We start from the raw sequence: 24109 nt of genomic DNA on the forward strand, positions 1-24109 counted from the left end.
GCCTGTCGCCGCCTACCGGGCGATGGCGAGCGCCGCGGCGGTCTCGCCGAGCACGCGATCCGCCGTCTCGGGCGACTCGCTGACGGTGCCGCCGTAGGTCGGCACCATGCGCGTCAGCTGCGGGGTCCAGCCCGCGATGCGGTCGGGGAAGCAGCGCTGCAGCAGCTCGAGCATGATCGGCGCGGCCGTCGAGGCTCCGGGTGAGGCGCCCAGCAGGCCCGCGATCGAGCCGTCGGCCGCCGCGACGACCTCGGTGCCGAACTGCAGCACGCCGCCCTTCTCGGGGTCGTTCTTGATGACCTGCACCCGCTGGCCGGCGACCATCTTGTACCAGTCGTCGCCGTTCGCGTTCGGGTAGAACTCGCGCAGAGCATCCAGGCGGTCGTCGCGGTTCGCGAGCAGCTCGCCGACGAGGTACTTGACCAGGTCGAAGTTGCGCAGCCCCACCTGCAGCATCGGCACGATGTTGTGCAGGCGGATCGAGCCGAACAGGTCGAACCACGAGCCGGTCTTGAGGAACTTGGGGCTGAAGCCGGCGTACGGGCCGAACAGCAGGGATGCCTGGCCGTCGACGACGCGGGTGTCGAGGTGGGGCACCGACATCGGCGGGGCGCCGACGCTCGCCTTGCCGTAGACCTTCGCGAGGTGCTTGGCGACGACCTCGGGGTTGTCGCTGCGCAGCCACTCGCCGCTGATGGGGAACCCGCCGAAGCCCTTGATCTCGGGGATGCCGCTCTTCTGCAGCAAGGGCAGCGCGTGGCCGCCGGCACCGACGAAGACGAAGCGCGCCTCGATCTCGAGCGGCGTCTCGCCGATCTCGTGGCGCAGCTTCAGTCGCCAGGCGCCGTCCGCCTTGAGCCTCTTGAGCCCGCGCACCGTGTGCTCGACCTCGAGCCGGCCGCCGTTCTCGATGAAGCCCTCGACGAGCAGGCTCGTGAGCGCTCCGAAGTCGACGTCCGTGCCCGCGGCCATGTACGTCGCCGCGATGGGCTGGCTCTTCGCACGGCCCGGGAGGAGCAGGGGCGCCCAGCGGCGGATCTGCGCGGCATCCTCGCTGTACTCCATGCCGGCGAACAGCGGGTGGTCCTTCAGCGCGTCGAAGCGCTTGCGCAGGTAGGCGACGTTGGCCTCGCCCCAGACGAAGCTCATGTGCGGGGTCGAGTTGAGGAACGCCTTCGGGTCGGGCAGGGTGCCCTCGTTCACGAGGTACGCCCAGAACTGCCGCGAGACCTGGAACTGCTCGTTGACCTTCACCGCGTTGGTGATGTCGATCGTGCCGTCGGCCTTCTCGGGCGTGTAGTTGAGCTCGCACAGGGCCGCGTGGCCGGTGCCCGCGTTGTTCCACGGGTTCGAGCTCTCGAGAGCGACGTCGCTCAGGCGCTCGTAGATGCGGATGTCCCACTCGGGCTCGAGCTGCTGGAGCATGGTCGCCAGGGTCGCGCTCATGATTCCGGCGCCGATCAGCGCTACGTCGATGCGTTCACTCACGCGGTGAGTTTACTCTCGGCGCGCTGACCGCCGGCCGCGCATCGGTAGGGTTGCGCGAGTGATTCTGCCCCTTCTTGCCACCGGCCTCGTCGGCGGGCTCCTCTCCGGGATGTTCGGCGTCGGCGGCGGCATCGTCATGGTGCCCATGCTCATGTGGTGGGCCCGCATGGACCAGCGCCGAGCATCCACCACCAGCCTCGTCGCGATCGTGCCGAGCGCGATCGTCGGCAGCATCGGCTACGGCATCAATGGCGAGATCGACTACCTCGCCGCGGGGCTCATCGCCCTCGGCGCCGTGGTGGGCGCCCCGATCGGCTCGTGGCTGCTGCGCACGCTGCCGCTCGGCTGGCTGCGCTGGCTGTTCATCGGCGGGCTGCTCATCATCGCGGTGCGCCTCATCCTCGTCGCGCCCGAGCGCGGCGGCAGCCTCGACGTCGAGGTGCTGCCGCTGCTCGGCCTCGTGCTGCTGGGGTTCCTCATGGGCATCGCGAGCGGCATGTTCGGCATCGGCGGCGGCGTCATCGCGGTTCCCGTGCTCATCGCGCTGTTCGGGCTCGGCGACCTCGTCGCGAAGGGCACGTCGCTGCTGGCGATGATCCCGACGGCGCTGTCGGGCACGGTCGCGAACGTGCGCGCCGGCATGGTGGATGTTCGGCAGGGCCTCATCGTCGGCATCGCGGCAGCCGTCGCCTCGCTCGGCGGCGTGGCGCTCGCGTTCCTCGTGCCGCCGCAGGTCGCCGGCGTGCTGTTCGGCATCCTGCTGCTCGCCGTGGTCGTGCAGCTCAGCGTGCGGGCGATCCGGGCGCAGCGGGCCGCGAAGGCGGCCGCGGCCGCGGCCGACGACGCTACGCCGAAGGACTGATCGGCTCGAGCGTCGCCCGCTTCGGCGCGCGCCCGTCGCCGCTCGACCGGCCCGTCAGGCGACGGCCGATCCACGGCAGCACGTACTCGCGCCAGTAGGCGGCGGTGCGCGGGCGCGCCGCCTCGAGCTCGTGCAGACGCTCGACCTCTGACCGCCCTCCGGGCGCCACGGGCACGTCGAGCGCGGCCAGCACGTTCGCGGCCACGCGGGCATGGCCGAGCGCGTTGAGGTGCAGGCGGTCGATCGACCAGTAGCGCAGGGCGCGCAGGCCCTCGTCGCCCCAGTTGTCGACGAAGAGCATCCCGGAGCCATGGATGCGCTGCCGCACCTCGCGCGCCAGCTCGTCGCCGCGCGCCCGCAGCAGGCCGCCGAGGGGGATGTGATCGCCGGGGTCGGCCCCGCTCACGAGCACGACCCGGATTCCCTGCGCCGTCGCCCGCTCGGCCGCGTCGACGAGCCGGTCGGCGACCCCGGCGACCGAGACGCGCGGGCGCATGATGTCATTGCCGCCGCCGTTGATGGTCAGCAGCTCGGGGCGCAGCGCGAGGGCGACGGGCAGCTGGTCGTCGAGGATGGGGCCGAGCAGCCGGCCGCGGATGGCGAGGTTGGCGTAGCCGAGCGGCTGCTGCGCGGCGTGGGCGAGGCCGAGGGCGACGAGGTCGGCCCAGCCGCGGGGCGTGCCGTCGGGCAGCTCGTCGCCCATGCCCTCGGTGAAGCTGTCGCCGATGGCGGCGTAGCTCGCCACGGGTGCGCCAGCGGCGTCGGACGCCGCGCGGGCCTCGTCGGCGCTCACAGGCCCAGCGCCTCGAGCTCGGCACGCATGCGCTCGGTCATGACCGCGTAGCCGTCGTCGTCGGGGTGCAGCCCGTCGGAGGCCATGAGCTCGGGGCGGCCCTCGATCCAGCGCGAGGCGCCTTCGATGTAGTCGGCGTCGATGCGCTCGGCCATCTCGCGCTGCCAGCGGATGATGACCTCGACCGACTCGGGCCGCTCGTCGGTGTACCAGAACGGCTCGACGACGATGAAGCGCGCCTCGGGCAGCGCCTCGACGAGGATGTCGATGTCGTCGTTCATCTGCTCCTGGATGCGCTCGCCGACCCGGTCGTACGAGAAGTTGTCGTTGAGGCCCATCGTGACGAAGACGATGTCGGGCTGCTGCTCGATGATGAGGTCGGGCAGGTCGCCGTCGCCGAAGGTGGATCGGTTGTTGATGTAGCCGAGCCCGTTGACGCTGGGGTTGTACTCGCGCCAGCCGCGCTCCTCGCTGATGACGGTCGACCACCGCAGCGCGGGGTCGCTCGCGCCGGTTCCGAGCGTGTACGAGTCGCCGTAGAAGGCCACGACGGGGCCGTCGCCCTCGGGCGGCGCGAGGGCGGCGGCGGGCGCCGCGCAGGCGACGAGCCCGACGGAGGCGACGATGGCGAGCAGGCCGAGCAGGGCGGGGCGGGATGCGCGGCGCGCGCTGCGGCGGAGGTCGGAACGAGCGGTCATGAGCACGGTTCGACGCTACCGCGGCAAGGGTTCGGTCAGACCGCCGCTCCGGCCTTCTTCGCCGCGACGAGTTCGGCGATCTGCACCGCGTTGAGCGCCGCGCCCTTGCGCAGGTTGTCGTTGCTGATGAAGAGCGCGAGGCCACGGCCGCCGGGCACGCCCTCGTCGGTGCGGATGCGCCCGACGAGGCTCGGATCGGCGCCGGCCGCCGCGAGCGGGGTGGGAACATCCACCAGCTGCACGCCGGGGGCGTCGGCCAGCAGCTCGCGCGCCCGCTCCGGGCTGATCGCTCGGGCGAACTCGGCGTTGACGGCCAGGCTGTGACCGGTGAAGACGGGCACGCGCACGCAGAGGCCGCTGACGCGCAGCTCGGGCAGTTCGAGGATCTTGCGCGACTCGTTGCGCAGCTTCTTCTCCTCGTCGGTCTCGCCGAGTCCGTCGTCGACGAAGCTGCCGGCCTGCGGGATGACGTTGAAGGCGATCCGCGCGGGGAACGTCGAGGGCGCGGGGAACTCGACCGCCGCGCCGTCGTGCACGAGGTCGATGGCGTTCTGGCCGACGACCGCGGTCGCCTGCTCGAGCAGCTCCTCGCCGCCGGCGAGGCCGGCGCCCGAGACGGCCTGGTACGTGCTGACGATGAGGCGCTCGAGGCCGGCCTCGGCGTCGAGCACCTTCAGCACGGGCATCGCGGCCATGGTGGTGCAGTTGGGGTTGGCGATGATGCCCTTGACGGCCTGGTCGATGGCGTGGGGGTTGACCTCGCTCACGACGAGGGGCACCTCCGGGTCCATCCGCCAGCCGGAGGAGTTGTCGATGACCGTGACGCCCGCGGCGGCGAAGCGCGGCGCCTGCGCCTTGCTCGTGGTCGCGCCGGCGCTGAAGATCGCGATGTCGAGCCCGGTGGGGTCGGCCGTCGCCGCGTCCTCGACGACGATCTGCTGGTCGCCGAAGGGCAGCACGGTGCCGGCGCTGCGGGCGCTCGCGAAGAAGCGCACGCTCGACGCCGGGAAGGCCCGGTCGAGCAGCAGCTGGCGCACGACGGCGCCGACCTGGCCGGTGGCGCCGACGACGCCGATGCTGACGGGGGCGATGGATGCTGCGCTCATGCTCATCGCCCCGTCCCCGCGTAGACCGCGGCCTCGGTCTCCCCGTCGAGCCCGAATGCGGCGTGCACGATGCGCACGGCGTCGTTGAGGATGTCGGCCCGGGTGACGACCGAGATCCGGATCTCGCTGGTTGAGATCATCTCGATGTTGATGCCGGCATCCTTCAGGGCGGTGAAGAGCTGGGCGCTGACGCCCGCGTTGGTGCGCATGCCGCCGCCGACGACGGAGAGCTTGCCGATCTGGTCGTCGTACTGCAGGGAGAGGAAGCCGACGCCGTCCTGCTCGGCGCGCAGCGAGGTCAGAACCTTCTCGCCGTCGCTCTTCGGCAGGGTGAACGAGATGTCGGTGCGACCGGTCGTGGCGGCGCTGACGTTCTGCACGATCATGTCGATGTTGGCGCCTGTCTTGGCGACCATGGTGAAGATGTCGGCCGCCTTGCCGGGGGTGTCGGGCACGCCGACGACGGTGATCTTCGCCTCGGAGAGGTCTCCGGCGACGCCCGTGATGATCGGTTCTTCCATGGTCTCTCCCTCGATCGGGTTGCGCACCCAGGTGCCCTCGGCGGGCGTGAACGATGAGCGCACGTGCAGGGTGACGCCGTGGCGGCGCGCGAACTCGACGGCGCGGATGTGCAGGACTTTGGCGCCGCTGGCGGCGAGCTCGAGCATCTCCTCCGCCGAGACGCGGTCGATCTTGCGGGCGAGCGGCACGACGCGGGGGTCGGCGGTGAAGACGCCGTCGACGTCGGTGTAGATCTCGCAGACGTCGGCGTCGAGCGCCGCGGCGAGGGCGACGGCGGTGGTGTCGCTGCCGCCGCGGCCGAGCGTGGTGATGTCTCGGCTGTCGCGGTTGAAGCCCTGGAACCCGGCGACGATGGCGATCGCACCGTCGTCGAGCGCTTCGCGCACGCGGGTGGGGGTGACGTCGACGATGCGGGCGGAGCCGTGCTGGGCATCCGTGATCATGCCGGCCTGGCTGCCGGTGTAGCTGCGCGCCTCGTGACCGAGGCTCTTGATGGCCATCGCCAGCAGCGCCATCGAGATGCGCTCGCCGGTGGTGAGCAGCATGTCCATCTCGCGCGCGTCAGGAATCGGCGTGACTTCGTGCGCGAGGTCGATGAGCTCGTCGGTGGTGTCGCCCATGGCGCTGACGGCGACGACGACCTCGTGGCCGGCGGTGCGCGTGGCGACGATGCGCTTGGCGACGCGCTTGATGCTCTCGGCGTCGGCGACGGAGGATCCGCCGAACTTCTGCACGATGAGGCTCACGTGGTGCTCCTGATGCTGGGATGCGGGAGGGCGCTGTGGTCAGGCGGGTGGCCGGGCGAGGGGATGCGACGAAGGGTGGTGGCGACGGCCTCGACCCCCGATTCTAGCGGGATGCCCTGCCCGCCCCCTGCGCGCTCGAGCTCGCTCGGCTAGCCGCTCCCCCGCGCACGGCGGCGGCACGGCTCGCCGCGGGATGCTCAGCGTTGGACGTTGCGGCGTCCCTCGAATGCGCGCCCCAGGGTGACCTCGTCGGCGTACTCGAGGTCGCCGCCCACGGGCAGGCCGCTCGCGAGCCGCGAGACGGTGAGCCCGGGCTGCACGAGCAGCCGGGTGAGGTAGGTGGCCGTCGCCTCTCCCTCGAGGTTGGGGTCGGTCGCGATGATGACCTCGGTCACCGTGCCGTCGTTGAGTCGGCCCAGCAGCTGCGCGATGCGCAGGTCGTCCGGGCCGATGCCGTCGATGGGGCTGATGGCGCCGCCGAGCACGTGGTACAGCCCGCGGAACTCGCGCGTACGCTCGATCGCGACCACGTCCTTCGCCTCCTCGACCACGCAGATGCTCACGGCGGAGCGGCGCGGGTCGCGGCAGATCGAGCAGGTCGCCTCCTCGGCGACGTTGCCGCAGATCTCGCAGAAGCGCACCTTCTCGCGCACGTCGATGAGCAGCTGGGCCATGCGCGCGACGTCGAATGACTCGGTCTGCAGGATGTGGAAGGCGATGCGCTGCGCCGACTTGGGGCCGATGCCGGGCAGGCGGCCGAACTCGTCGATGAGATCCTGGATGATGCCGTCGTACACGGGCTACTCGTCTCTGGGGGGTTCGCTGGTGAGGCTGACGGCGGATTCGACGGCCTCTTCCGCGAGGAACCGTGCGCCGAGGACCTCGCGGACGACGGCCTCGCCGTAGCGCTGGCGGCCCGCGGCATCGGCGGGGTGGATCGCGACCGGAGCGGAGGGTACGCGGCGCTCGATCACGGGCTCGGGCGGCGCCGACCCGTCCTCGGTCGCCGGGGCTGACTCGTCGTCGGGGGCGTCGGCATCGTCGAGCGGTGGGAGGTCTTCGGCGTCGAGCGGGCGGGGATCGGCTGACGCCGCCGCGGCACTGCCCGGGATCGCCACGACGTCCCATCCGGTGACCGGCGCGCTCGACTGCGGCACGGGCGCGGGGTTGCGCGGACGCGGGGTTCGCTCGACGGGCGCCGGTGCAGGCTGCGCCGGCGTCGCGGCCACCGGCTCCGGCTCCGGCTCCGGCGCCGGGTCGGGGTCGGCCGGCGGCGCCTCGTCGATGCTGGCCGAGGGTGCAGCGGCGGGCTGCCCCTCGTCGACGCGCACCTTGAACTTCACCCGGTGTCCGAGCACGTGCTGGATGGCGTTGCGCACCTGCTCGCTCACGCTCTCCGTCGGATTGGTGCGCTCCTTGAAGCGGTTCGCGTCGCCGGCGGAGGTGAAGGCGATGGTCAGCACGTCGCCATCGTCGAGCGCAGCGGGCTGGGCCAGGTACATGACCGTCCAGGCGCTCATCTTCACGGACTGGATGCGCTCGAGGACCTCGGGCCAGTGGGCGCGGAGCGACTCGAGGGTGAGCGGCCCGCTCGGCACGGCCTGCGCCTCGGCGGCGGGGGGCGCGACGTCGACGGCGGACTCGGCTGTGGCGGGGGCATCCGTCGAGGCCGAGGGCGGGGGATCGCTCGGGGGGCCGCCGGAAGCCGGGGAGGCGGACGACGGAGCGCTCCCGCCCGGTGCGGCGCTGCGAGCCGTCGCCGCGCCGGCGGGTCGGGCCGCGGCGACACCCGGAGCAGCGGTGACCAGGACGCGCGCCATCATGAGCTCGAGGTGCAGTCGCGGCGAGGTGGCGCCCGTCATCTCGGTGAGCGCGCGGTTCACGACGTCGGCCGCGGTGGAGAGGTCGGCCGGGGCGAATCGGGAGGACTGGTCGCGCATGCGGGCGAGGTCGTCGTCCGGCACGCCGCGCAGGACGCTCGCCGCCTGCGCTCCGGTGGCCTGCACGACGATGAGGTCGCGCAGGCGCTCCAGCAGGTCGTCGACGAAGCGGCGGGGATCCTGCCCCGTCTGCACCACCCGGTCGATCGCGCCGAAGGCGGCGGCCGGATCGGCGGCCGCGATCGCATCGACGACGTCGTCGAGCAGGGCGGCGTGCGTGTAGCCCAGCAGCGCGACGGCCCGCTCGTAGGTGACGGTGTCGGCGTCGCTGCCGGCGATGAGCTGGTCGAGCAGGGAGAGGCTGTCGCGCACCGAGCCGCCGCCGGCGCGGACGACGAGCGGCAGCACGCCCTGAGCGATCTGCACGCCCTCGCTGTCGGCGAGCTCGTGCACGTACTGCAGCAGTTGCGCCGGCGGCACGAGCCGGAAGGGGTAGTGATGCGTGCGCGAGCGGATCGTGCCGATGACCTTCTCGGGCTCGGTCGTCGCGAAGATGAACTTCACGTGCTCCGGCGGCTCCTCCACGATCTTCAGCAGGGCGTTGAAGCCGCCCGAGGTGACCATGTGGGCCTCGTCGATGATGAAGATCTTGTAGCGATCGCGGGCGGGGGCGAAGATCGCCCGCTCGCGCAGGTCGCGGGCGTCGTCGACGCCACCGTGACTCGCCGCGTCGATCTCGACGACGTCGAGCGAGCCGCCGCCCTCGCGCGAGAGCTCGACGCAGCTCGGGCAGACGCCGCACGGGGTGTCGGTGGGACCCTCGGCGCAGTTGAGGCAGCGAGCCAGGATGCGGGCCGAGGTGGTCTTGCCGCAGCCGCGAGGACCGCTGAAGAGATAGGCGTGATTCACCCGGTCGCTGCGCAGAGCCGCGCGCAGCGGATCGGTCACGTGCGACTGGCCGATCAGCTCGGCGAAGGTCTCCGGGCGATAGCGACGATACAGAGCGGTGACCACCCGCTCAGCGTAGTCGTCACCCCCGACGCCCGTCCCCGGCCCGGTGCGGCGTATACCGGGTTCCGAGCGCCGCCGCACGCGCCGCGCACACGGGGCGCGGAGCTTCGTCTGCTCAACTGGTCGGATGCGTATCGTCATCGTCGGAGGCCACGGCCAGATCGCCCGTCAGCTCAGCCGCCGCCTCTCTGCCGCCGGACACGAGCCGATCGCGCTGCTGCGCAATCCCGACCACTGCGGCGACGTGCGCGCCGACGGCGCCGAGCCCGTCGTGCTCGACCTCGAGCGCGGCGACGTGCACCGCGTCGAGGAGATCGTGCACGGCGCCGACGCCGTCGTCTTCGCCGCCGGAGCCGGCCCCGACAGCGGGCCAGAGCGCAAGAAGAGCCTCGACCGCGACGGGCTCATCCTCGTCGCCGACGGCATGGTCGCCGCGGGCGTGCGCCGCCTGCTGGTCGTCTCCTCCATGGGCGCCGACGACTTCGACGCCGACAGCTCCGACACCTTCCAGGTCTATCTGCGCGCCAAGAGCGAGGGCGACTCCGCCGTGCGCGAGCGCGACCTCGACTGGACCATCGTGCGCCCCGGATCGCTCACCGACGACGAGGCCGCCGACGCGGTCGAGATCGCCGAGTCGGTCGAGGCCGGGTCGGTGCCGCGCGCCGACATCGCCCATGTGCTGCACGCGCTGCTCGAGACCGGCGCCGGTGTGCGCCGCACGATCGAAGTCGTCGGCGGGTCGACGCCGGTGAGCGACGCGGTCTCGGCGCTCTAGCCGAGCGCGGGCCCGCTAACCGTTAGCGGGCGTCAGGCCCCGGCGAGCGCCGCCGCCTGACGCGCGATCGAGAGCTCCTCGTTCGTGGGCACCACGAGCACGGCGACGCCCGCACCCTCGGGCGAGATGGTGCGCGCCGCGCGGCTTCGTGCTGCATTGACCTCGGGGTCGACCTCGAGGCCGAGGAACTCGAGCCCCGCAAGGGCGAGCGCGCGCAACTGGGGACTGTTCTCTCCGACGCCGGCCGTGAACACCACCGCGTCGAGGCCGCCCAGCTGCGCGAGGTACGCCCCGACGTAGTGGCGGATGCGGTGGGCCCAGACGTCGAGCGCGAGCGCAGCATCCCGATCGCCCTCATCGGCGGCCTTCGTGACGTCGCGCATGTCGGCGCTGCCGCTGAGGCCCAGCAGGCCGCTGCGCTTGTTGAGCAGGGCGTCGAGCTCGTCGACGCTCATGCCCGCCTGCCGGTGCAGGTGCAGCAGCACCGCCGGGTCGAGGTCGCCCGAGCGCGTGCCCATGACGAGGCCCTGCAGCGGGGTGAGGCCCATCGACGTGTCGATCGAGCGGCCGCCGTCGATGGCGGTGATGGATGCTCCGTTGCCGAGGTGCAGCACGATCAGCTTGAGCTGCTCCAGCGGCACCCCCAGGTGCTCCGCGGCGCGCCCGGCGACGAAGGCGTGGCTCGTGCCGTGGAACCCGTAGCGGCGCACCCCGTGCTCGCGGGCGACCTCGCGGTCGATCGCGTAGGTGTAGGCGGCGGGCGCCATCGTCTGGTGGAAGGCCGTGTCGAAGACGGCGACGTGCGGCACGTCGGGCAGCACGGCCATCGCCGCGCGGATTCCCGCCAGGTTCGCCGGGTTGTGCAGCGGGGCGAGCATCGACACCTGCTCGATCTGCTCGATCACCGCGTCGGTCACCACGGTCGGGGCGGTGAAGGCCTCGCCGCCGTGCACCACGCGGTGGCCGACCGCGACGAGGCCGGTCGCCGCGTCGCCCAGCTCGGCGAGCACCCGGCGCATCCCGTCGACGTGATCGGCCGCGTCGCCGCCCGGCTCGCCGATGCGCTCGACCAGGCCGGAGAGGATCGCCTCCTCCGTCGCGACGTCGACGAGCTGGTACTTGATCGAGCTCGACCCGGAGTTGACGACGAAGACCCGCGTGCCGGGGGCGCTCATGCCGTGCCGCCGATCGTCGAGATCGGGGTCGTCGGCGGGGGCGGGGTGCGCTGCGCCTGGATGGCCGTGATGGCGACCGTGTTGACGATGTCGCTGACGAGGGCTCCGCGGCTGAGGTCGTTGACCGGCTTGCGCAGACCCTGCAGCACCGGGCCGATCGCGACGGCGCCGGCGGAGCGCTGCACCGCCTTGTAGGTGTTGTTGCCCGTGTTGAGGTCGGGGAACACGAAGACCGTCGCCCGGCCCGCGACCGGCGAGTCGGGCATCTTCGTCTTCGCGACGCCGGGGTCGGCGGCCGCGTCGTACTGGATCGGGCCCTCGACGAGCAGGTCGGGGCGGCGCTCGCGCACGAGGTGGGTCGCGGCGCGCACCTTCTCGACGTCGTCGCCCGAGCCCGACTCCCCCGTCGAGTACGACAGCATCGCGATGCGCGGCTCGATGGCGAACTGCTGCGCCGTCGCCGCCGAGCTGATGGCGATGTCGGCGAGCTGCTCGCTGGTCGGGTCGGGGATGACGGCGCAGTCGCCGTAGACGAGCACGCGGTCGGCGAGCGCCATGAGGAACACGCTGGAGACGACACCGACGCCCGGGTCGGTCTTGATGATCTCGAAGCTGGGCCGGATGGTGTGCGCCGTGGTGTGGGCGGCGCCGGAGACCATGCCGTCGGCGAGACCGAGGTGCACCATCATCGTGCCGAAGTAGCTGACGTCGGTGACGACGTCGCGCGCGATCTCGACGGTGGCGCCCTTGTGGGCGCGCAGGCGGGCGTACTCCTCGGCGAAGCGCTGCCGCAGCTCTTCATCGCGCGTGCTGAGGATCTGCGCATCCGTGAGGTCGAGCCCGAGCTCAGCGGCGCGGGCGCGCACCTCGGCCTCGTCGCCGAGGATGGTGAGGTCGCAGACGCCGCGCTGCAGAAGCGTGCTCGCGGCGCGCAGGATGCGGTCGTCGCCGCCCTCGGGCAGCACGATGCGCTTGCGGTCGCTGCGGGCCCGCTCGAGCAGCCCGTACTCGAACATGAGGGGCGTGATCGCCTCGGAGCGGGTGACGTCGAGCCGCTGCAGCAGGGCGGGGGCGTCGACGTGGCGTTCGAAGAGGGCGAGCGCGGTGTCGTACTTGCGCTGCGAGTCGGCGGCGAGGCGCGCGCGGGTCTCGGTGATGCGCAGCACCGTGTCGTAGGTGCCGTACTCGGTGCGCAGGATGGGCAGCGCCGGGTCGAGGCCCTCGACGAGCGACTGCACCGATTCGGGGGTCTCGAACCCGCCGTAGAGGATGATCGCCGCCACGCTCGGGAAGGTCTCGCTCGCGTGGGCCATCAGCACGGCGAGCAGCACCTCGGAGCGGTCTCCGGGGATGAGCACGACGGCGCCCTCGGTGAGCCGGGGCAGCACGTTTTCCATGCTCATGCCGGCGACGACGACCCCGAGCACCTCGCGGCCCATGAGCTGCTGGTCGCCGCGCACGAAGCGGGCGTCGCAGGCCTGCATGACGCTGGTGACGGTGGGGGCGATGAGGTAGCGGTCTTCCGGGATGCTCGCCGCGAGAGCATCCGGAGCCACGCTCTGCACGGCGGCGGTGATCTCGTCGAGGCGCTCGGCGTCGGCGCGGTTGACGATGACGCCCAGCAGCTGCGCGTGGGCGTGCTCGAGCTCGGCGACGGCGACCTCGGCGACGCGGCGCATGTCGTCGGGGCTGCGGGCGCCGGACTCGGCGAGTCCGCGGCCGCCGGCGCCGCCGGAGAGGCGCCCGCCGAGGACGAGCACCACGGGGGCGCCGAGGTTGGCGGCGATGCGCGCGTTGAAGCTGAGCTCGGTGGGGCCGGAGACGTCGGTGTAGTCGCTGCCGACGATGACGACGGCGTCGCACTGGCGCTCGACGTTCTTGAAACGCTCGACGATGGTGGCGAGCGCGGCCTCGGGGTCGGCGTGCACCTCGTCGTAGCCGACGCCGATGCACTCGTCGTAGGCGAGGTCGACGCCGTCGTGGGCGAGCATGAGCTCGAGCACGTAGTCGCGCTCGCTGCGGTCGTGCGAGCGCGCCACCGGCCGGAACACGCCGACCCGCCCGATCTGGTGGGCGAGCGTATCGAGGATGCCCAGCGCGACCGTCGACTTGCCCGAGTTGCCCTCGGCTGATGTCAGGTAGATGCTCTTCGCCACGCGCCCAGCGTAGGGGCGTCGCCTTGCCGCGCGGTGGGCGGGTTGCTCGGGGCGCCGAGTGCGGCCCGGCTTCGCGCGGCGGGACACCTCGGCAGGACCGCGGCGGCGCTCGCCGCCGCGCGGCAACCGGCGTGGGGTGTGTGCGCTGACGGCTCCGGAGCCGTGCAGCACCAAGCCTTGGTGGCGCCCGTCGAGGGACGGCGCCGAGCGGGGCGCGGCAGGGCGCGGCGGTGCGCGGCGCGCCGGAGCCGCTCGGAGCGCGAAACCGTTCCGCGGTCCTTCCACAACTGCGGATCGGGTGAATGCGGCTCACCCGATCCGCAGTTCTGGAAGGAGTGCCGTCGTGAAGGTCGCTCCCCGCTCCCCGCTCACCGGGCCTCGGCCGAGTCCGCGGGCGGAGTCTCGGCGGGCGGGCAACGCAGGGCGCGAAGACGGGCGGCGAGCGGGCGGGTGGGCGGCGAACTTTCCCGCGCGCCTTCCACAATCACGGAGTGGGTGAAACCGGCTCACGCGCTCCGTGATTGCGGAAGGACGGCGGGGATGCTCGCGACCCCCTGCGCGCCGAGGAGTGAGCACGGGGTGCGGGTGCGGGTGCGGGTGCGGGTGCGGGTGCGGGTGCGAGTGCGAGTGCGGGGGTGCGGGGGTGCGGGGGTGCGGGGGTGCGGGGGTGCGGGGGTGCGGGGGTGCGGGGGTGCGGGTGCGGGGGTGCGGGTGCGAAATGCAGGGCGTCGGCGAGCTCGGTACGATGTCGAGCATGACTCGGTCTCGGCGGAACAGTGCTCCGCAGTGGGTGAGCGTCACGCTCTGGTCGATCGCGGGCGCCCTGCTGGCGCTCGGCATCGTGCTCTCGATCACGACGAGCAGCGGCTGGCCGCTCATCCTCGCCGCCGGGCTCGCCGTGCCGCTGCTGCCGCTGTTCGCGCGCGGCGACCGCCGGTACCGCGCCCGGCGACCGAGCGCAACCCCGTAGCCGCCGGGGCCGCGCGGTCGTACCGTCGCCGCATGACCTCCCTCTGGATCGACCGCAGCGGCACGCTCGAGACCGACCCCTTCGAGCCGGGGGCCCGGGTCGACGACGTCGTCGTCGGCGCCGGACTCACCGGGCTCACCACCGCCGTGCTGCTCGCCCGCGCCGGCCGCCGCGTCACCGTGCTCGAGGCACGAAGCGTCGGCGTCGTCGCCACCGGGCGCTCCACGGCGAAGCTCAGCCTGCTGCAGGGCTCCCAGCTGCAGCAGATCGCCTCGCGCAACACCCGCGGCGTGCTGCAGGCCTACGTCGACGGCAACCGCGCCGCCCAGACGTGGATGCTCGACTGGGCCGCCGGCGCCGGCATCGACGTGCAGCGGCGCACCGCCTACAGCTACGCCGGCACCGACAGCGGCGTCAGCACCGTGCTGCGCGAGCAGGCCGTCGCCGAGAGCACCGGCCTGCCCGTCTACCGCACCACCACGCCCGAACTGCCCTACTCGACCCGCGCCGCCGTCGCCCTCGACGACCAGGCCCAGTTCGACCCCATGGACGTGCTGCGCGGACTCGCCGCCGAACTGCGCAGCCTCGGCGGCCGCCTCGTCACCGGCGTGCGCGTCACCGGCGTCGACAGCTCCCACGACCCCGTCGACGTGCGCACCGACCACGGCGGCATCCGCGCCGAGCACGTCGTGCTCGCCACCGGCAGCCCCGTGCTCGACCGAGGCCTCTACTGGGCCAAGCTCAAGCCGCAGCGCTCCTACGCGCTCGCCTTCACCGCACCGCAGACCCTCCCCCAGGGCATGTACCTCAGCGTCGACAGCCCCACCCGCTCCGTGCGCAGCGCGCCGGGCGACCACGACGGCGAGCGGCTCATCATCGGCGGCAACGGGCACACCGTCGGACGAGCATCCAGCCCCGCCGCCCTCGTCGACGAGCTCACCGACTGGACCCTCGCCCGCTGGCCCGGCGCCCAACGCACCCACGCCTGGAGCGCGCAGGACTACGAAGCCCCGCAGCGCATCCCCTTCGTCGGCATCATGCCGCGCACGAACCGCCGCGTCAGCCTCGCCACCGGCTACGACAAGTGGGGCATGACCAACGCCGTCGCCGCCGCCCTGACCATCGTCGGCGACCGGCTCGGCGACACCCCCGACTGGGCCCGCACCCTGCACCACCGCGTCACGCTGCCCCTCGCCCTCGCCGAAGGGATCGGCGCCAACCTCGCCGTCGGCTGGTGGTACGCCCGGGGCTGGGCGCGCACCCTCGCCACCCCGCTGCCGCAGAGTCGCCCCGCCGAGGGCGAGGGCGTCACCGGACGCCGCGGCATCCGCCCCGTCGCCGTCAGCACCGTCGACGGGCGCACCTGCGAGCTCTCCGCCCTCTGCCCCCACCTGCACGCCGTCCTGAACTGGAACGACCAGGAGCGCACCTGGGACTGCCCCGCCCACGGCTCGCGCTTCGCCGCCGACGGCGCGCTGCTCGAAGGGCCCGCGACCCGCGACCTGCGCCCCGCCGGGCGCTGAGCCCGGCCCGAGGAGGCGCGCCCGGCCGCTACTCCTTCGGCCGCAGCGCGCCCTGCACCGTGCGCAGCAGCAGCTCCGCCGTGAAGGGCTTCGCGAGCACGTCGCGCACGTTGCTCGCCGAGAGCTCGTCGAGGGCTCCGGCGCCGGGGTAGGCGCTCGCGGCGATGACCGGCACGTGCGGGTAGTGCTGGGCGACGTGCGCCGCGACCGCGGCGCCATCCATTCGGGGCATGATCACGTCGGTGATGACCACGGCCACCTCGTCAGGGCGCTCGTCGAGCAGCTGCACCGCCTCCGCCCCGTCGGCCGCCACCAGCACGCGGTAGCCGTGCGCCTCGAGCGCCCGCCGCACCAGATCGCGGATGCTCGCCTCATCGTCGGCCACGAGCACGAGCTCCCCCGAGCCGACCGACGCCGGCGCGGGCTGCACGGCGACCGGGGTCGTCGGCGTGCCCTGGGTCGCGAGCGGGATCTGCACCGTGAACCGCGAGCCCGCGCCCCGCACGCTGTGCGCGCTGATCGCGCCGCCGTGGCTCGTCACGATCGCCTGCGTGTTCGCCAGGCCCAGACCCGTGCCGCGGCCCAGCTGCTTCGTCGTGAAGAACGGCTCGAAGATGCGGTCGAGCACGTCGGCGCTCATGCCCTCGCCGGTGTCCTCCACCGTGAGCACGGCGTAGCGGCCCGGCTCGAGCGACGTCGACGCGCGCTCCGCGAGGCGGATCGTCTGCGGCCGCAACGAGATCGTCAGCTCGCCGCCCTCGGGCATCGAATCGCGGGCGTTCGCCACCAGGTTGAGCAGCACCTGCAGCAGCTGCGTGCGGTCGCCCGAGACCGGCGGCACCGCGTCGAGGTGCGAGGTCACCGTGATCGACGCCGGCATCGTCGGCAGGGTGATCGTGCACAGCTCCTGCACCACGTCGGCCAGGTCGACCAGCTCGCGCACGCCCTCCACGCCGCGGGCGAAGGAGAGCACCTGATCGACCATGTCGGCGCCGCGGCGCACCGCCGCCTCCATGCCCTCCAGCAGCACCCCCTGGTCGGGCGTCGGCGACTGCGCCTTCAACAGCTGCACCGACATCAGCAGCGGCGTGAGCACGTTGTTGAGGTCGTGGGCGATGCCGCCGGCGAGCGTTCCGAGGCTCTCGGTGCGCTGCGCCCGGCTCAGGGCCTGCTGCTGGCGGCGCAGCTCGGTGACGTCGGAGTTGACGACGAAGATCTTCGCCGGCCGCCCCTCCGCGTCGAGCACGACCTGCCAGCGGCACTCGATCACGAGCGCGCGACCGTCCTTCGTGCGCTGCTGCAGCTCGCCGAACCAGCGGCCGTCGCGCAGCAGCGCCGCGCCCGGCCCCTCGAAGTCGTCCGGGTCGGCGTAGATGAGTTCGCGGATGTTGCGCCCGACGGCCTCCTCGCTCGACCAGCCGTAGAGCTGCTCCGCGCCCTGGTTCCAGTAGAGGACGACGTTGTCGAGATCCTCGATGAGCATCGCCTCGGTCGAGGCCTCGATGAGGGCCGCCTGCTGACGGGCGACCGCGGCGACGGCATCCATCTCGGCCTCGCGCTCGACCTCGTCGGTGACGTCGCGCGCGAACACGGCGACGCCGTTCTCGAGGGGATGCGCGGTGCCCTCGATCGTGACCCCGAACTGCTCCACGCGCGCCCGGGCGGTGCTGCTCGTCGCCTCGTTCATCGCGCGGTGCAGGCCGTTCGTGAACGGGCCCGCCGCGAGCTCGGGGATGAGCGACCACACCGGCTCGGAGTACAGGGTCGCGGCCGGCAGGTCGAGGAAGGAGCGCAGCGCCCGGTTCGCGAAGGTGATGCGCCACTGGTCGTCGAGGAAGAACACGAAATCGGGGATGTAGTCGAGGGTGCGCTGCAGGCTCTCCTGCGCGGCGATGCGGTTCTCGCGCTCGGTGACGATCTCGGTGATGTCGTAGATCGCGCCCTGCACGCGGACGACCTCGCCCGCCTCGTCGAGCACCGGCACGCCGATGATGCGCACCCGGATCTCGCGGCCCTCGCGGTCCACGACCCGCGTCTCGAGGTCGGTCGCCACCTTGTCGACGACGTTGCGCTGGATGGCGGCCTGCACGATGGGCCCCTCATCCTCGGGGTACATGTCGACCGCGGCGTCGAGCGGCGGGGCCCCGCCGCCCTCCGACTCGTAGCCGAAGAGGGCGAAGAGCTCGGCCGTCCAGTAGACCTCGCCCGAGGGGATCTCGACCGACCAGCCGCCGAAGCGGGCGATGCGTCCCGCCAGGCGCACCAGATCCGAGTCGTCCGCCGACTGCGGCGACGTGCGGGGAGGTTCCGGCGCTTCGCTCGGCACGTGCCGCCTCTCTCGGGGGTGTGGTTCACCCTAGAACGGCGGAGGGCCGCCTGACCAGGGGCGCGCAGACGGACCCGGAGACGAGAAAGGACCCCTCGCGCACCCGCCAGAGCCCGGTTACCCTTGCTGCGTTTCCGCCCTGGGGGAGTTGGCCTGGATGGCGCCGCGCGAGGAGCCGGGATCAGTTTACCGGTAGAGTTGCCTCCGGTCGCACGCCCTTCGGCGCGCACGACCGCCAGGAGAATTCGCCTAGTGGCCTATGGCGCACGCTTGGAAAGCGTGTTGGGTGCAAGCCCTCGGGGGTTCGAATCCCCCATTCTCCGCCAGATCACCTGCTTCGCCGCGACCGCCCGCGCACGATCCGCGCGCGCGTCCGCATCCGATTCGGGATGCTCGGCACCGCTCGAACGTCAGCGCCGCTTGAGCGTGCCGAACATGCCGCGCAGCACCTCGCGCACGATCGTCTGCCCGGCGCGCGAGCCGAGCGCCCCGCCGAGCAGGTCGCCGAGGCCGCCGGAGCCGCCGCCCGCGCCGCCGCCCGCCGTTCCGCCGCCGCTCGCGCCGCCGGTGCGGCGCGTCGGCGTGCGCGTCGTCGTGCGGCCGCGGCGCTCGAGGTCGCGCAGCGTGCGCTCGTAGTCGGCCTGCGCCTTCGCCTGCCGCTTCGCCTCGGCGGTCGCCGCGGACGCGGCCTCCTTCTCGAGCCGGGCGCGCTCCTTCGCCGCCTCCGCCTCGAGCTCGCGGGCCGCCTCGGCCTCGGCCGCCGCGTTCATGCGCGCCGAGAGGATCTCGTAGGCCGACTCGCGGTCGATCGGGGTTCCGTACGCGGGCAGCAGGGGCGAGGCCTGGATGACCTGCGTGATCACGGGCTCGGGAGCAGCATCCATCGAGCCCTGCGGCGCCCGCAGCCGCGTCCACGCGACCGGCGACGGCGCGCCCTTCTCGTTCATGACCGTCACGATCGCCTCGCCGATGCCGAGCGTCGTCAGCACCTCGCCGAGGTCGTACCCCGACTTCGGGTACGTCGACACGGTCGCCCGCAGCGCCTTCGCGTCGTCGGGCGTGTGCGCGCGCAGCTGGTGCTGGATGCGCGAACCCAGCTGGGCGAGCACGTCGGCGGGGACGTCCTTCGGGGTCTGCGTGACGAAGAAGATGCCGACCCCCTTCGAGCGGATGAGGCGCACCGTCTGCGTGATGGCGGCGAGGAAGTCCTTGCTCGCGTCGCGGAACAGCAGGTGGGCCTCGTCGAAGAAGAAGACCAGCTTCGGCTTGTCGAGATCGCCGACCTCGGGCAGATCGTTGAACAGGTCGGCGAGCATCCACATCAGGAAGGTCGAGAACAGCGCGGGGCGGTCGGCCACGCCGGGAACCTCGAGCAGGCTCACGATGCCGCGCCCGTCGGGGGCGAGGCGCAGTACGTCGGCGGTGTCGAACTCGGGCTCGCCGAAGAAGACGTCGGCGCCCTGGGCCGCGAACGCGACCAGCTCGCGCAGGATCACGCCCGCCGTCGCCTTCGCCAGCCCGCCCAGCTCGGCGAGCGCCGGCTTGCCCTCATCGCTGATCAGGTACTGGATGACCGCGCGCAGATCCTCCAGGTCGACGAGTGCGAGACCCTGGGTGTCGGCGTAGTGGAACACGAGGCCGAGGCTGGATTCCTGCGTGTCGTTCAGGCCCAGCACCTTGCTCAGCAGCAGCGGCCCGAAGCTCGACACCGTCGCGCGCACCGGCACCCCGTGGCCGATGCCGCCGAGGGCGAGGAACTCGGTGGGGCACGCCGCGGGCACCCAGTGCTGCCCGATGCCGGCGGTGCGGGCGAGCAGCTTCTCGCTCGGCTGCCCCGCGACGGCGATGCCGCTGAGGTCGCCCTTGATGTCGGCCGCGAACACCGGCACGCCGGCCGCGCTCAGCTGCTCGGCGAGCACCTGCAGGGTCTTCGTCTTGCCGGTGCCGGTGGCTCCGGCGACGAGACCGTGGCGGTTCGTCATCGCCAGGGGTATGCGGATCGGGACGTCGGCTCGCGGGTCGCCGTTGACGAGGGCTCCCATCTCGAGGACGGGGGAGGTCGTGGTGTAGGCGGCGCGGATGAGGTCGACGTCGGCGGGGGTGAGCGGGCCGGGCGTGTCGGGCGCGGGGGTGGCGGGTACGGTCTCGGTCGGCGCGGCGGCGGCCTCGGCTTCGGCGGCGGCCGCTGCTGCCTCGGTTGCTGCGGCGGCGGCCTGCGCGGCCTGCGCTGCCTCGGCGGCCTGCTGCTCGGCCGCGGCGAGCGCCGCCTGCGCCTGCTCCAGGGCCTTCTTCGCCGCTTCGACCTGCGCTGCCGCATCGCTCATGGCGTCAGCCTAAGCGTCAGTGTCGACGCCGACCACGCCCTCGTGTTCCGAACGTCGGAGTTCTGCGAGCATCCCCCGCCGTTCGCCTCACGATCGCCTCCCCTCGCCCCGGATCTCCGACGTTCGACACCGTGATCGGCCGGAGGGCGGCCGTGGCCGGGGATGCGTGCGGTAACTCCTGCATCACGGTGGCGAGTGCGGTGCAGAGCCGCCCGCGCGCCGTGTTCGCGACCCAGGATGCAGGAGTTGCGACACGCGGAGAGCCGGGGAGCAGCGTCGACCACCGGGGATCGACCGCTCACGCAGGGAACCCCCTCCCCGCCGCTGGCGTGCACGAATGCAGGAGTTCTGTGACGGAAGTCGGCGTGTCGCCGCTCGACACGCCAGCCGTGCGCGCGATCTCCTGCATTCGTGCACGGCCGGCGAGGGGCGGGCGGGGCGGGGCAGGGCGAGGCGGGCGAGCGGGGCGGGGCGGGATGCGCGGCTCAGGGCCGCGCGAGCGACCCGGCGTCGGCCCGGCGCGCCAGCGCGGCTCCCGCGTGCTCGAGCCAGTGCTCGGCCCGAGCGAAGGCGGCGGCGGAGCCGCCAGCGAGCGCCGCGAGCTCGACCACCGCGGCGAGCCCCTCGACCGGCGCCGCGGCGCCCACAGATCCGGCCACGACGGCGACAGGGACCCCGGCCGGGCGGGCGAGGGCGGCGAGCCGGGCCACCTCGGCGGGCGCCTTGCCCGCGGCGGTCTGGGTGTCGAACCGGCCCTCTCCGGTGATGACGAGATCGGCCTGCTGCAGGGCCTCGGCGAGGGCGACCGCCTCGGCGATGCGGCGCGAGCCGCTCGACATGACGGCGCCGGCGGCGAGCAGGCCGAAGCCGGCGCCTCCCGCGGCGCCCGCACCCGGGGTCGCGGCGTCGACGTGCGGCAGGAGGGATGCGAGGTGCGCGAGAGCGGCATCCGCCCCCTCGATGTCGACGACGCCCTTCTGCGGGCCGAAGACGGCGGCCGCTCCGCGCGCGCCGAGCAGGGGGTTGTCGACGTCGCCGAGGATGACGGCGCCGCCGGGCGGGAGGGCACGCAGGCCGGAGAGGTCGACCGTCGCGAGCGAGACGAGGCCACGCAGCCCGAGCGGCACCTCGGCGCCGTGCGCGTCGAGCAGGCGGGCGCCGAGCGCGCGCAGGGCCCCGGCGCCGCCGTCGGTCGAGCTGCTGCCGCCGAGCGCGAGCAGCAGACGGTCGACGCCGCGGCCCTGCGCATCCCGGTGATCGAGGGCCGCCGCGATCGCCTCGCCGAAGCCGAGCGTATGCGCGTCATCGGGGGCGGGATGCTCGAGCAGGGTCAGCCCGGAGGTCGCGGCGAGCTCCACGACCGCGGTCGCCGGCCGGGTCGCCGTGCGAGGCAGCAGCACCCAGTGCGAGTCGACCACTCGGGAGTCGGGGCCCGTCACCCGCACGGGCATGCGCCGCGCATCCGGCACCGCGACCTCGAAGGCGTCGAGCGTGCCCTCGCCGCCGTCGGCCATCGGGCGCGCGACGAGCTCGTCATCGGGGCGCACCGAGCCCCACCCGCGGGCGAGCGCCGCGACCGCCTCGACGGCCGAGGCGCTGCCCTTGAACGAGTCGGGGGCGAGGACGACGCGCATCAGGCCTCCGGTCGCAGGAGGCGCACCCCGAACGGCTCGAGCTCGAGCGAGCTCACGCGCTCGCCCGACTCGACGTCGACGCCCGCGGCCTCGACCGTGACGGGATGCGCGGCGTGATTGATGACGGTCACCACGTCGCCGCGGCGCGCCGCCTCGACGTGCGCCGGCAGTCCCGGCAGCACGGGAGCGACCCCGGCGGCGGCGAGCACGTGCCCGACGATCGCGTCGGCGCCCTGCTCGTCGGGCACGGTCGCGAGGTAGCGGGCGGAGCCGCGGCCGTGACGCCGCACGGTGAGGGCCGGGTCGCCGGCGCGGCGGCCGGCGGTGAAGCGGGCCTCGACCTCGGCGGGGGCGGGTGCGTCGTCCGCCCCGGCGACGCCGAGCAGGTGCAGCTCCTCCGCGAGCAGCGTGCCCGTCACCGTGCCGAACGGCCCGTGCAGCGGCGCGAACCGCTCGCCGGGCACCTCGGCCGGCGACGCGGGGTCGACGAGCGCGCCGAAGTCCTCGAGGCGCACGCCGAGCATCCCGCCCAGCTGGGTGAGGAAGCCGCCCTCGCGGAACCGGTCACTCTCGTCGACCACGTCGGTGAAGGGACCGGCGAGCAGGTGCCCGCCGCCCTCGACGAAGGTGCGGACGATGGCCGCGTCGGAGTCGGTCAGCAGGTACAGCGCGGGCGCGATCGCGAGGTCGTAGCCGTCGTCGAGCCGGCTCGCGGGCACGAGGTCGACCATGACGTGGCGGCGGTGCAGCGCGCGGTACCAGCGCTGCACGACGCGCAAGTAGTCGAGCACGACAGGGTGGTCGCTCGCCTCGACGGCCCACCAGTTCTGCCAGTCGATGACGAGGGCGACGCGGGCCTCGCGACCGGGCACGGGCAGCTCGGGCAGGGCGGCGAGGCGCTCGCCCAGGCCGGTGACCTCGCGCCAGGTGCGGGTGTCGGTACCGGCGTGGGGCAGCATCGCCGAGTGGAACTTCTCAGCCCCGGCCCGGGACTGCCGCCACTGGAAGAACAGGATGCCGTCGGCGCCGCGGGCAACCGACTGCATGCTGAGCGCCGCCATCTGCCCCGGCGCCTTCGGGGCGTTCGTCGGCCGCCAGTTGAGGGCGTTCGTGGCCTGCTCCATGAGCAGCCAGCCGGTGCCGGGCTTGAGCGAGCGCATGAGGTCGCGCTGCATGGCCGCGTCGCGGAAGCTCTCGGGCTCGTTCGGGTCGGGGTAGGCGTCGTCGCTGATGACGTCGACGTGGGGGGCCCACTGCGCGTAGTCGGCGGGCTTGAACGGGCCCATGAAGTTCGTCGTGATGGGCTGCGTCGCGCCCACCTCGCGCAGGATGGCCTTCTCCATCAGGTAGCACTCGAGCATCGCGTCGCTCGTGAACCTGCGGAAGTCGAGCGCCTGCCCGGGGTTGTGCGAGTACGGGGCCTTGCGCGGCGGCAGCACCTCGTCGAAGGATCCGTAGCGCTGCGACCAGAACATCGTGCCCCAGGCCGCGTTGAGGGCGTCGATCGTGCCGTAGCGCGCTCGCAGCCAGCCGCGGAAGGCGTCGCGCGCGTTGTCGGAGTAGTCGGCGTTGACGTGGCAGCCGTACTCGTTGTTGACGTGCCAGAGCACGACGGCGGGATGCTGGGCGTAGCGCCGCCCGATGGCGCGCACCAACTCGCCCGCCAGCCGGCGGTACACCGGCGAGGAGGGCGCGTACTGCTGCCGGCTGCCCGGCCCGTACGTCACCCCATCCGCATCCTGCGGCAGCATCTCGGGGTACCGCGTCGTCGCCCACGGCGGAGGCGAGGCCGTCGCCGTGGCGAGGTCCACGGCGATGCCGCCGGCGTGCAGCAGGTCGATGACCCGGTCGAGCCACGCGAAGTCGAACTCGCCCTCGGCGGGCTGGATGCGCGACCAGGCGAAGATGCCGAGGCTGACCATCGTGACGCCGGCCTCGCGCATGCGGGCGACGTCGTCGGGCCAGATATCCTCCGGCCACTGCTCGGGGTTGTAGTCGGCTCCGTAGTGCATGCGTTAACCTCGTCGTCGAGTGAATGGAAAGCGTATTCCGACCCTACCGGTCGCGACGCTCCGCTCCCATCCTGCCGCTCCGCTCCCGCGGCTCCCATCCGAGAGGCT

At 73.1% G+C, this 24109-nt stretch carries 17 protein-coding genes, 1 tRNA gene and 1 other RNA gene; 5 read left to right on the plus strand and 14 right to left on the minus strand.

Features of this window, described 5'->3' with window-relative positions; translation table 11 throughout:
• Positions 1-12: 12 nt before the first annotated feature.
• The gene (locus HGB54_RS10665; RefSeq protein WP_168916404.1) at positions 13-1488 is read right to left on the minus strand and encodes a malate:quinone oxidoreductase; all 1476 of its coding nucleotides are present in this window, start codon (positions 1486-1488) and stop codon (positions 13-15) included.
• 40 nt (positions 1489-1528) lie between these two features.
• Between HGB54_RS10665 and HGB54_RS10670 the strand changes: the two genes are divergently transcribed.
• Positions 1529-2350, plus strand: a complete 822-nt coding sequence (locus HGB54_RS10670; RefSeq protein WP_323740688.1) for a sulfite exporter TauE/SafE family protein — start codon at positions 1529-1531, stop codon at positions 2348-2350.
• Here the strand turns inward: HGB54_RS10670 and HGB54_RS10675 are convergent.
• The 6 genes from HGB54_RS10675 to HGB54_RS10700 form a co-directional block, all read right to left on the minus strand.
• Positions 2334-3143 (minus strand): SGNH/GDSL hydrolase family protein, encoded by an 810-nt coding sequence (locus HGB54_RS10675; RefSeq protein ID WP_228545800.1) that lies wholly within the window; start codon positions 3141-3143, stop codon positions 2334-2336. The two genes, HGB54_RS10670 and HGB54_RS10675, sit on opposite strands and share 17 nt — an antisense overlap.
• Complete coding sequence (locus HGB54_RS10680; RefSeq protein WP_168916406.1) at positions 3140-3841, minus strand: SGNH/GDSL hydrolase family protein; 702 nt, start codon at positions 3839-3841, stop codon at positions 3140-3142. The genes HGB54_RS10675 and HGB54_RS10680 overlap by 4 nt, the downstream gene beginning before the upstream one ends.
• 35 nt (positions 3842-3876) lie before the next feature.
• The gene (locus tag HGB54_RS10685) at positions 3877-4947 is read right to left on the minus strand and encodes an aspartate-semialdehyde dehydrogenase (RefSeq protein WP_168916407.1); all 1071 of its coding nucleotides are present in this window, start codon (positions 4945-4947) and stop codon (positions 3877-3879) included.
• A 2-nt stretch (positions 4948-4949) separates the two neighbouring features.
• Complete coding sequence (locus HGB54_RS10690) at positions 4950-6215, minus strand: aspartate kinase (RefSeq protein ID WP_168916408.1); 1266 nt, start codon at positions 6213-6215, stop codon at positions 4950-4952.
• Between the two features lie 197 nt (positions 6216-6412).
• A complete protein-coding gene (gene recR, locus HGB54_RS10695) occupies positions 6413-7012 on the minus strand; it encodes a recombination mediator RecR (RefSeq protein WP_168916409.1) in 600 nt (199 codons plus the stop codon).
• Between the two features lie 3 nt (positions 7013-7015).
• Complete coding sequence (locus HGB54_RS10700; RefSeq protein ID WP_168916410.1) at positions 7016-9109, minus strand: DNA polymerase III subunit gamma and tau; 2094 nt, start codon at positions 9107-9109, stop codon at positions 7016-7018.
• Positions 9110-9233: 124 nt separating this feature from the next.
• Here HGB54_RS10700 and HGB54_RS10705 point away from each other — a divergent pair, with 124 nt between their 5' ends.
• Entirely contained in the window at positions 9234-9881 is a 648-nt protein-coding gene (locus HGB54_RS10705; RefSeq protein ID WP_168916411.1) for an SDR family oxidoreductase, read from the plus strand.
• A gap of 32 nt (positions 9882-9913) precedes the next feature.
• Here the strand turns inward: HGB54_RS10705 and HGB54_RS10710 are convergent, their stop codons facing one another.
• The gene (locus tag HGB54_RS10710; RefSeq protein ID WP_168916412.1) at positions 9914-11056 is read right to left on the minus strand and encodes an acetate/propionate family kinase; all 1143 of its coding nucleotides are present in this window, start codon (positions 11054-11056) and stop codon (positions 9914-9916) included.
• Complete coding sequence (gene pta, locus HGB54_RS10715; RefSeq protein ID WP_168916413.1) at positions 11053-13212, minus strand: phosphate acetyltransferase; 2160 nt, start codon at positions 13210-13212, stop codon at positions 11053-11055. The genes HGB54_RS10710 and pta overlap by 4 nt, the downstream gene beginning before the upstream one ends.
• Positions 13213-13966: 754 nt before the next feature.
• Between pta and HGB54_RS10720 the strand changes: the two genes are divergently transcribed.
• Together HGB54_RS10720 and HGB54_RS10725 are read left to right on the plus strand one after the other, a co-directional pair.
• Positions 13967-14182 carry a hypothetical protein gene (locus HGB54_RS10720; protein ID WP_168916414.1) on the plus strand — a complete coding sequence of 72 codons (216 nt, stop codon included), beginning with the start codon at positions 13967-13969 and terminating at the stop codon, positions 14180-14182.
• A gap of 32 nt (positions 14183-14214) precedes the next feature.
• Positions 14215-15705: an FAD-dependent oxidoreductase gene (locus tag HGB54_RS10725; RefSeq protein WP_168916415.1), complete on the plus strand. Its 1491-nt coding sequence runs from the start codon at positions 14215-14217 to the stop codon at positions 15703-15705.
• Positions 15706-15733: 28 nt separating this feature from the next.
• Here HGB54_RS10725 and HGB54_RS10730 read toward each other — a convergent pair whose 3' ends face one another.
• Positions 15734-17968, minus strand: a complete 2235-nt coding sequence (locus HGB54_RS10730) for a PAS domain-containing hybrid sensor histidine kinase/response regulator (protein ID WP_168916416.1) — start codon at positions 17966-17968, stop codon at positions 15734-15736.
• A gap of 146 nt (positions 17969-18114) precedes the next feature.
• An RNA gene (gene ffs, locus HGB54_RS10735) (signal recognition particle sRNA small type) lies at positions 18115-18211 on the minus strand.
• A gap of 58 nt (positions 18212-18269) precedes the next feature.
• On the opposite strand from ffs, the gene HGB54_RS10740 reads away from it, so the two are divergent.
• A tRNA-Ser gene (locus HGB54_RS10740) sits at positions 18270-18357 on the plus strand.
• A gap of 84 nt (positions 18358-18441) precedes the next feature.
• Here HGB54_RS10740 and HGB54_RS10745 read toward each other — a convergent pair.
• From HGB54_RS10745 to HGB54_RS10755, 3 genes are all read right to left on the minus strand, one after another.
• Positions 18442-20355 carry a helicase HerA-like domain-containing protein gene (locus HGB54_RS10745; protein ID WP_168916417.1) on the minus strand — a complete coding sequence of 638 codons (1914 nt, stop codon included), beginning with the start codon at positions 20353-20355 and terminating at the stop codon, positions 18442-18444.
• A 485-nt stretch (positions 20356-20840) separates the two neighbouring features.
• A complete protein-coding gene (locus HGB54_RS10750; protein WP_228545801.1) occupies positions 20841-21989 on the minus strand; it encodes a glycerate kinase family protein in 1149 nt (382 codons plus the stop codon).
• The gene (locus tag HGB54_RS10755; RefSeq protein WP_168916418.1) at positions 21989-24001 is read right to left on the minus strand and encodes a beta-galactosidase; all 2013 of its coding nucleotides are present in this window, start codon (positions 23999-24001) and stop codon (positions 21989-21991) included. Before HGB54_RS10755 ends, HGB54_RS10750 begins: the two co-directional genes overlap by 1 nt.
• Positions 24002-24109 lie beyond the last annotated feature (108 nt).

This window comes from Microcella flavibacter, from assembly GCF_012530535.1.
Lineage (GTDB): Bacteria > Actinomycetota > Actinomycetes > Actinomycetales > Microbacteriaceae > Microcella > Microcella flavibacter.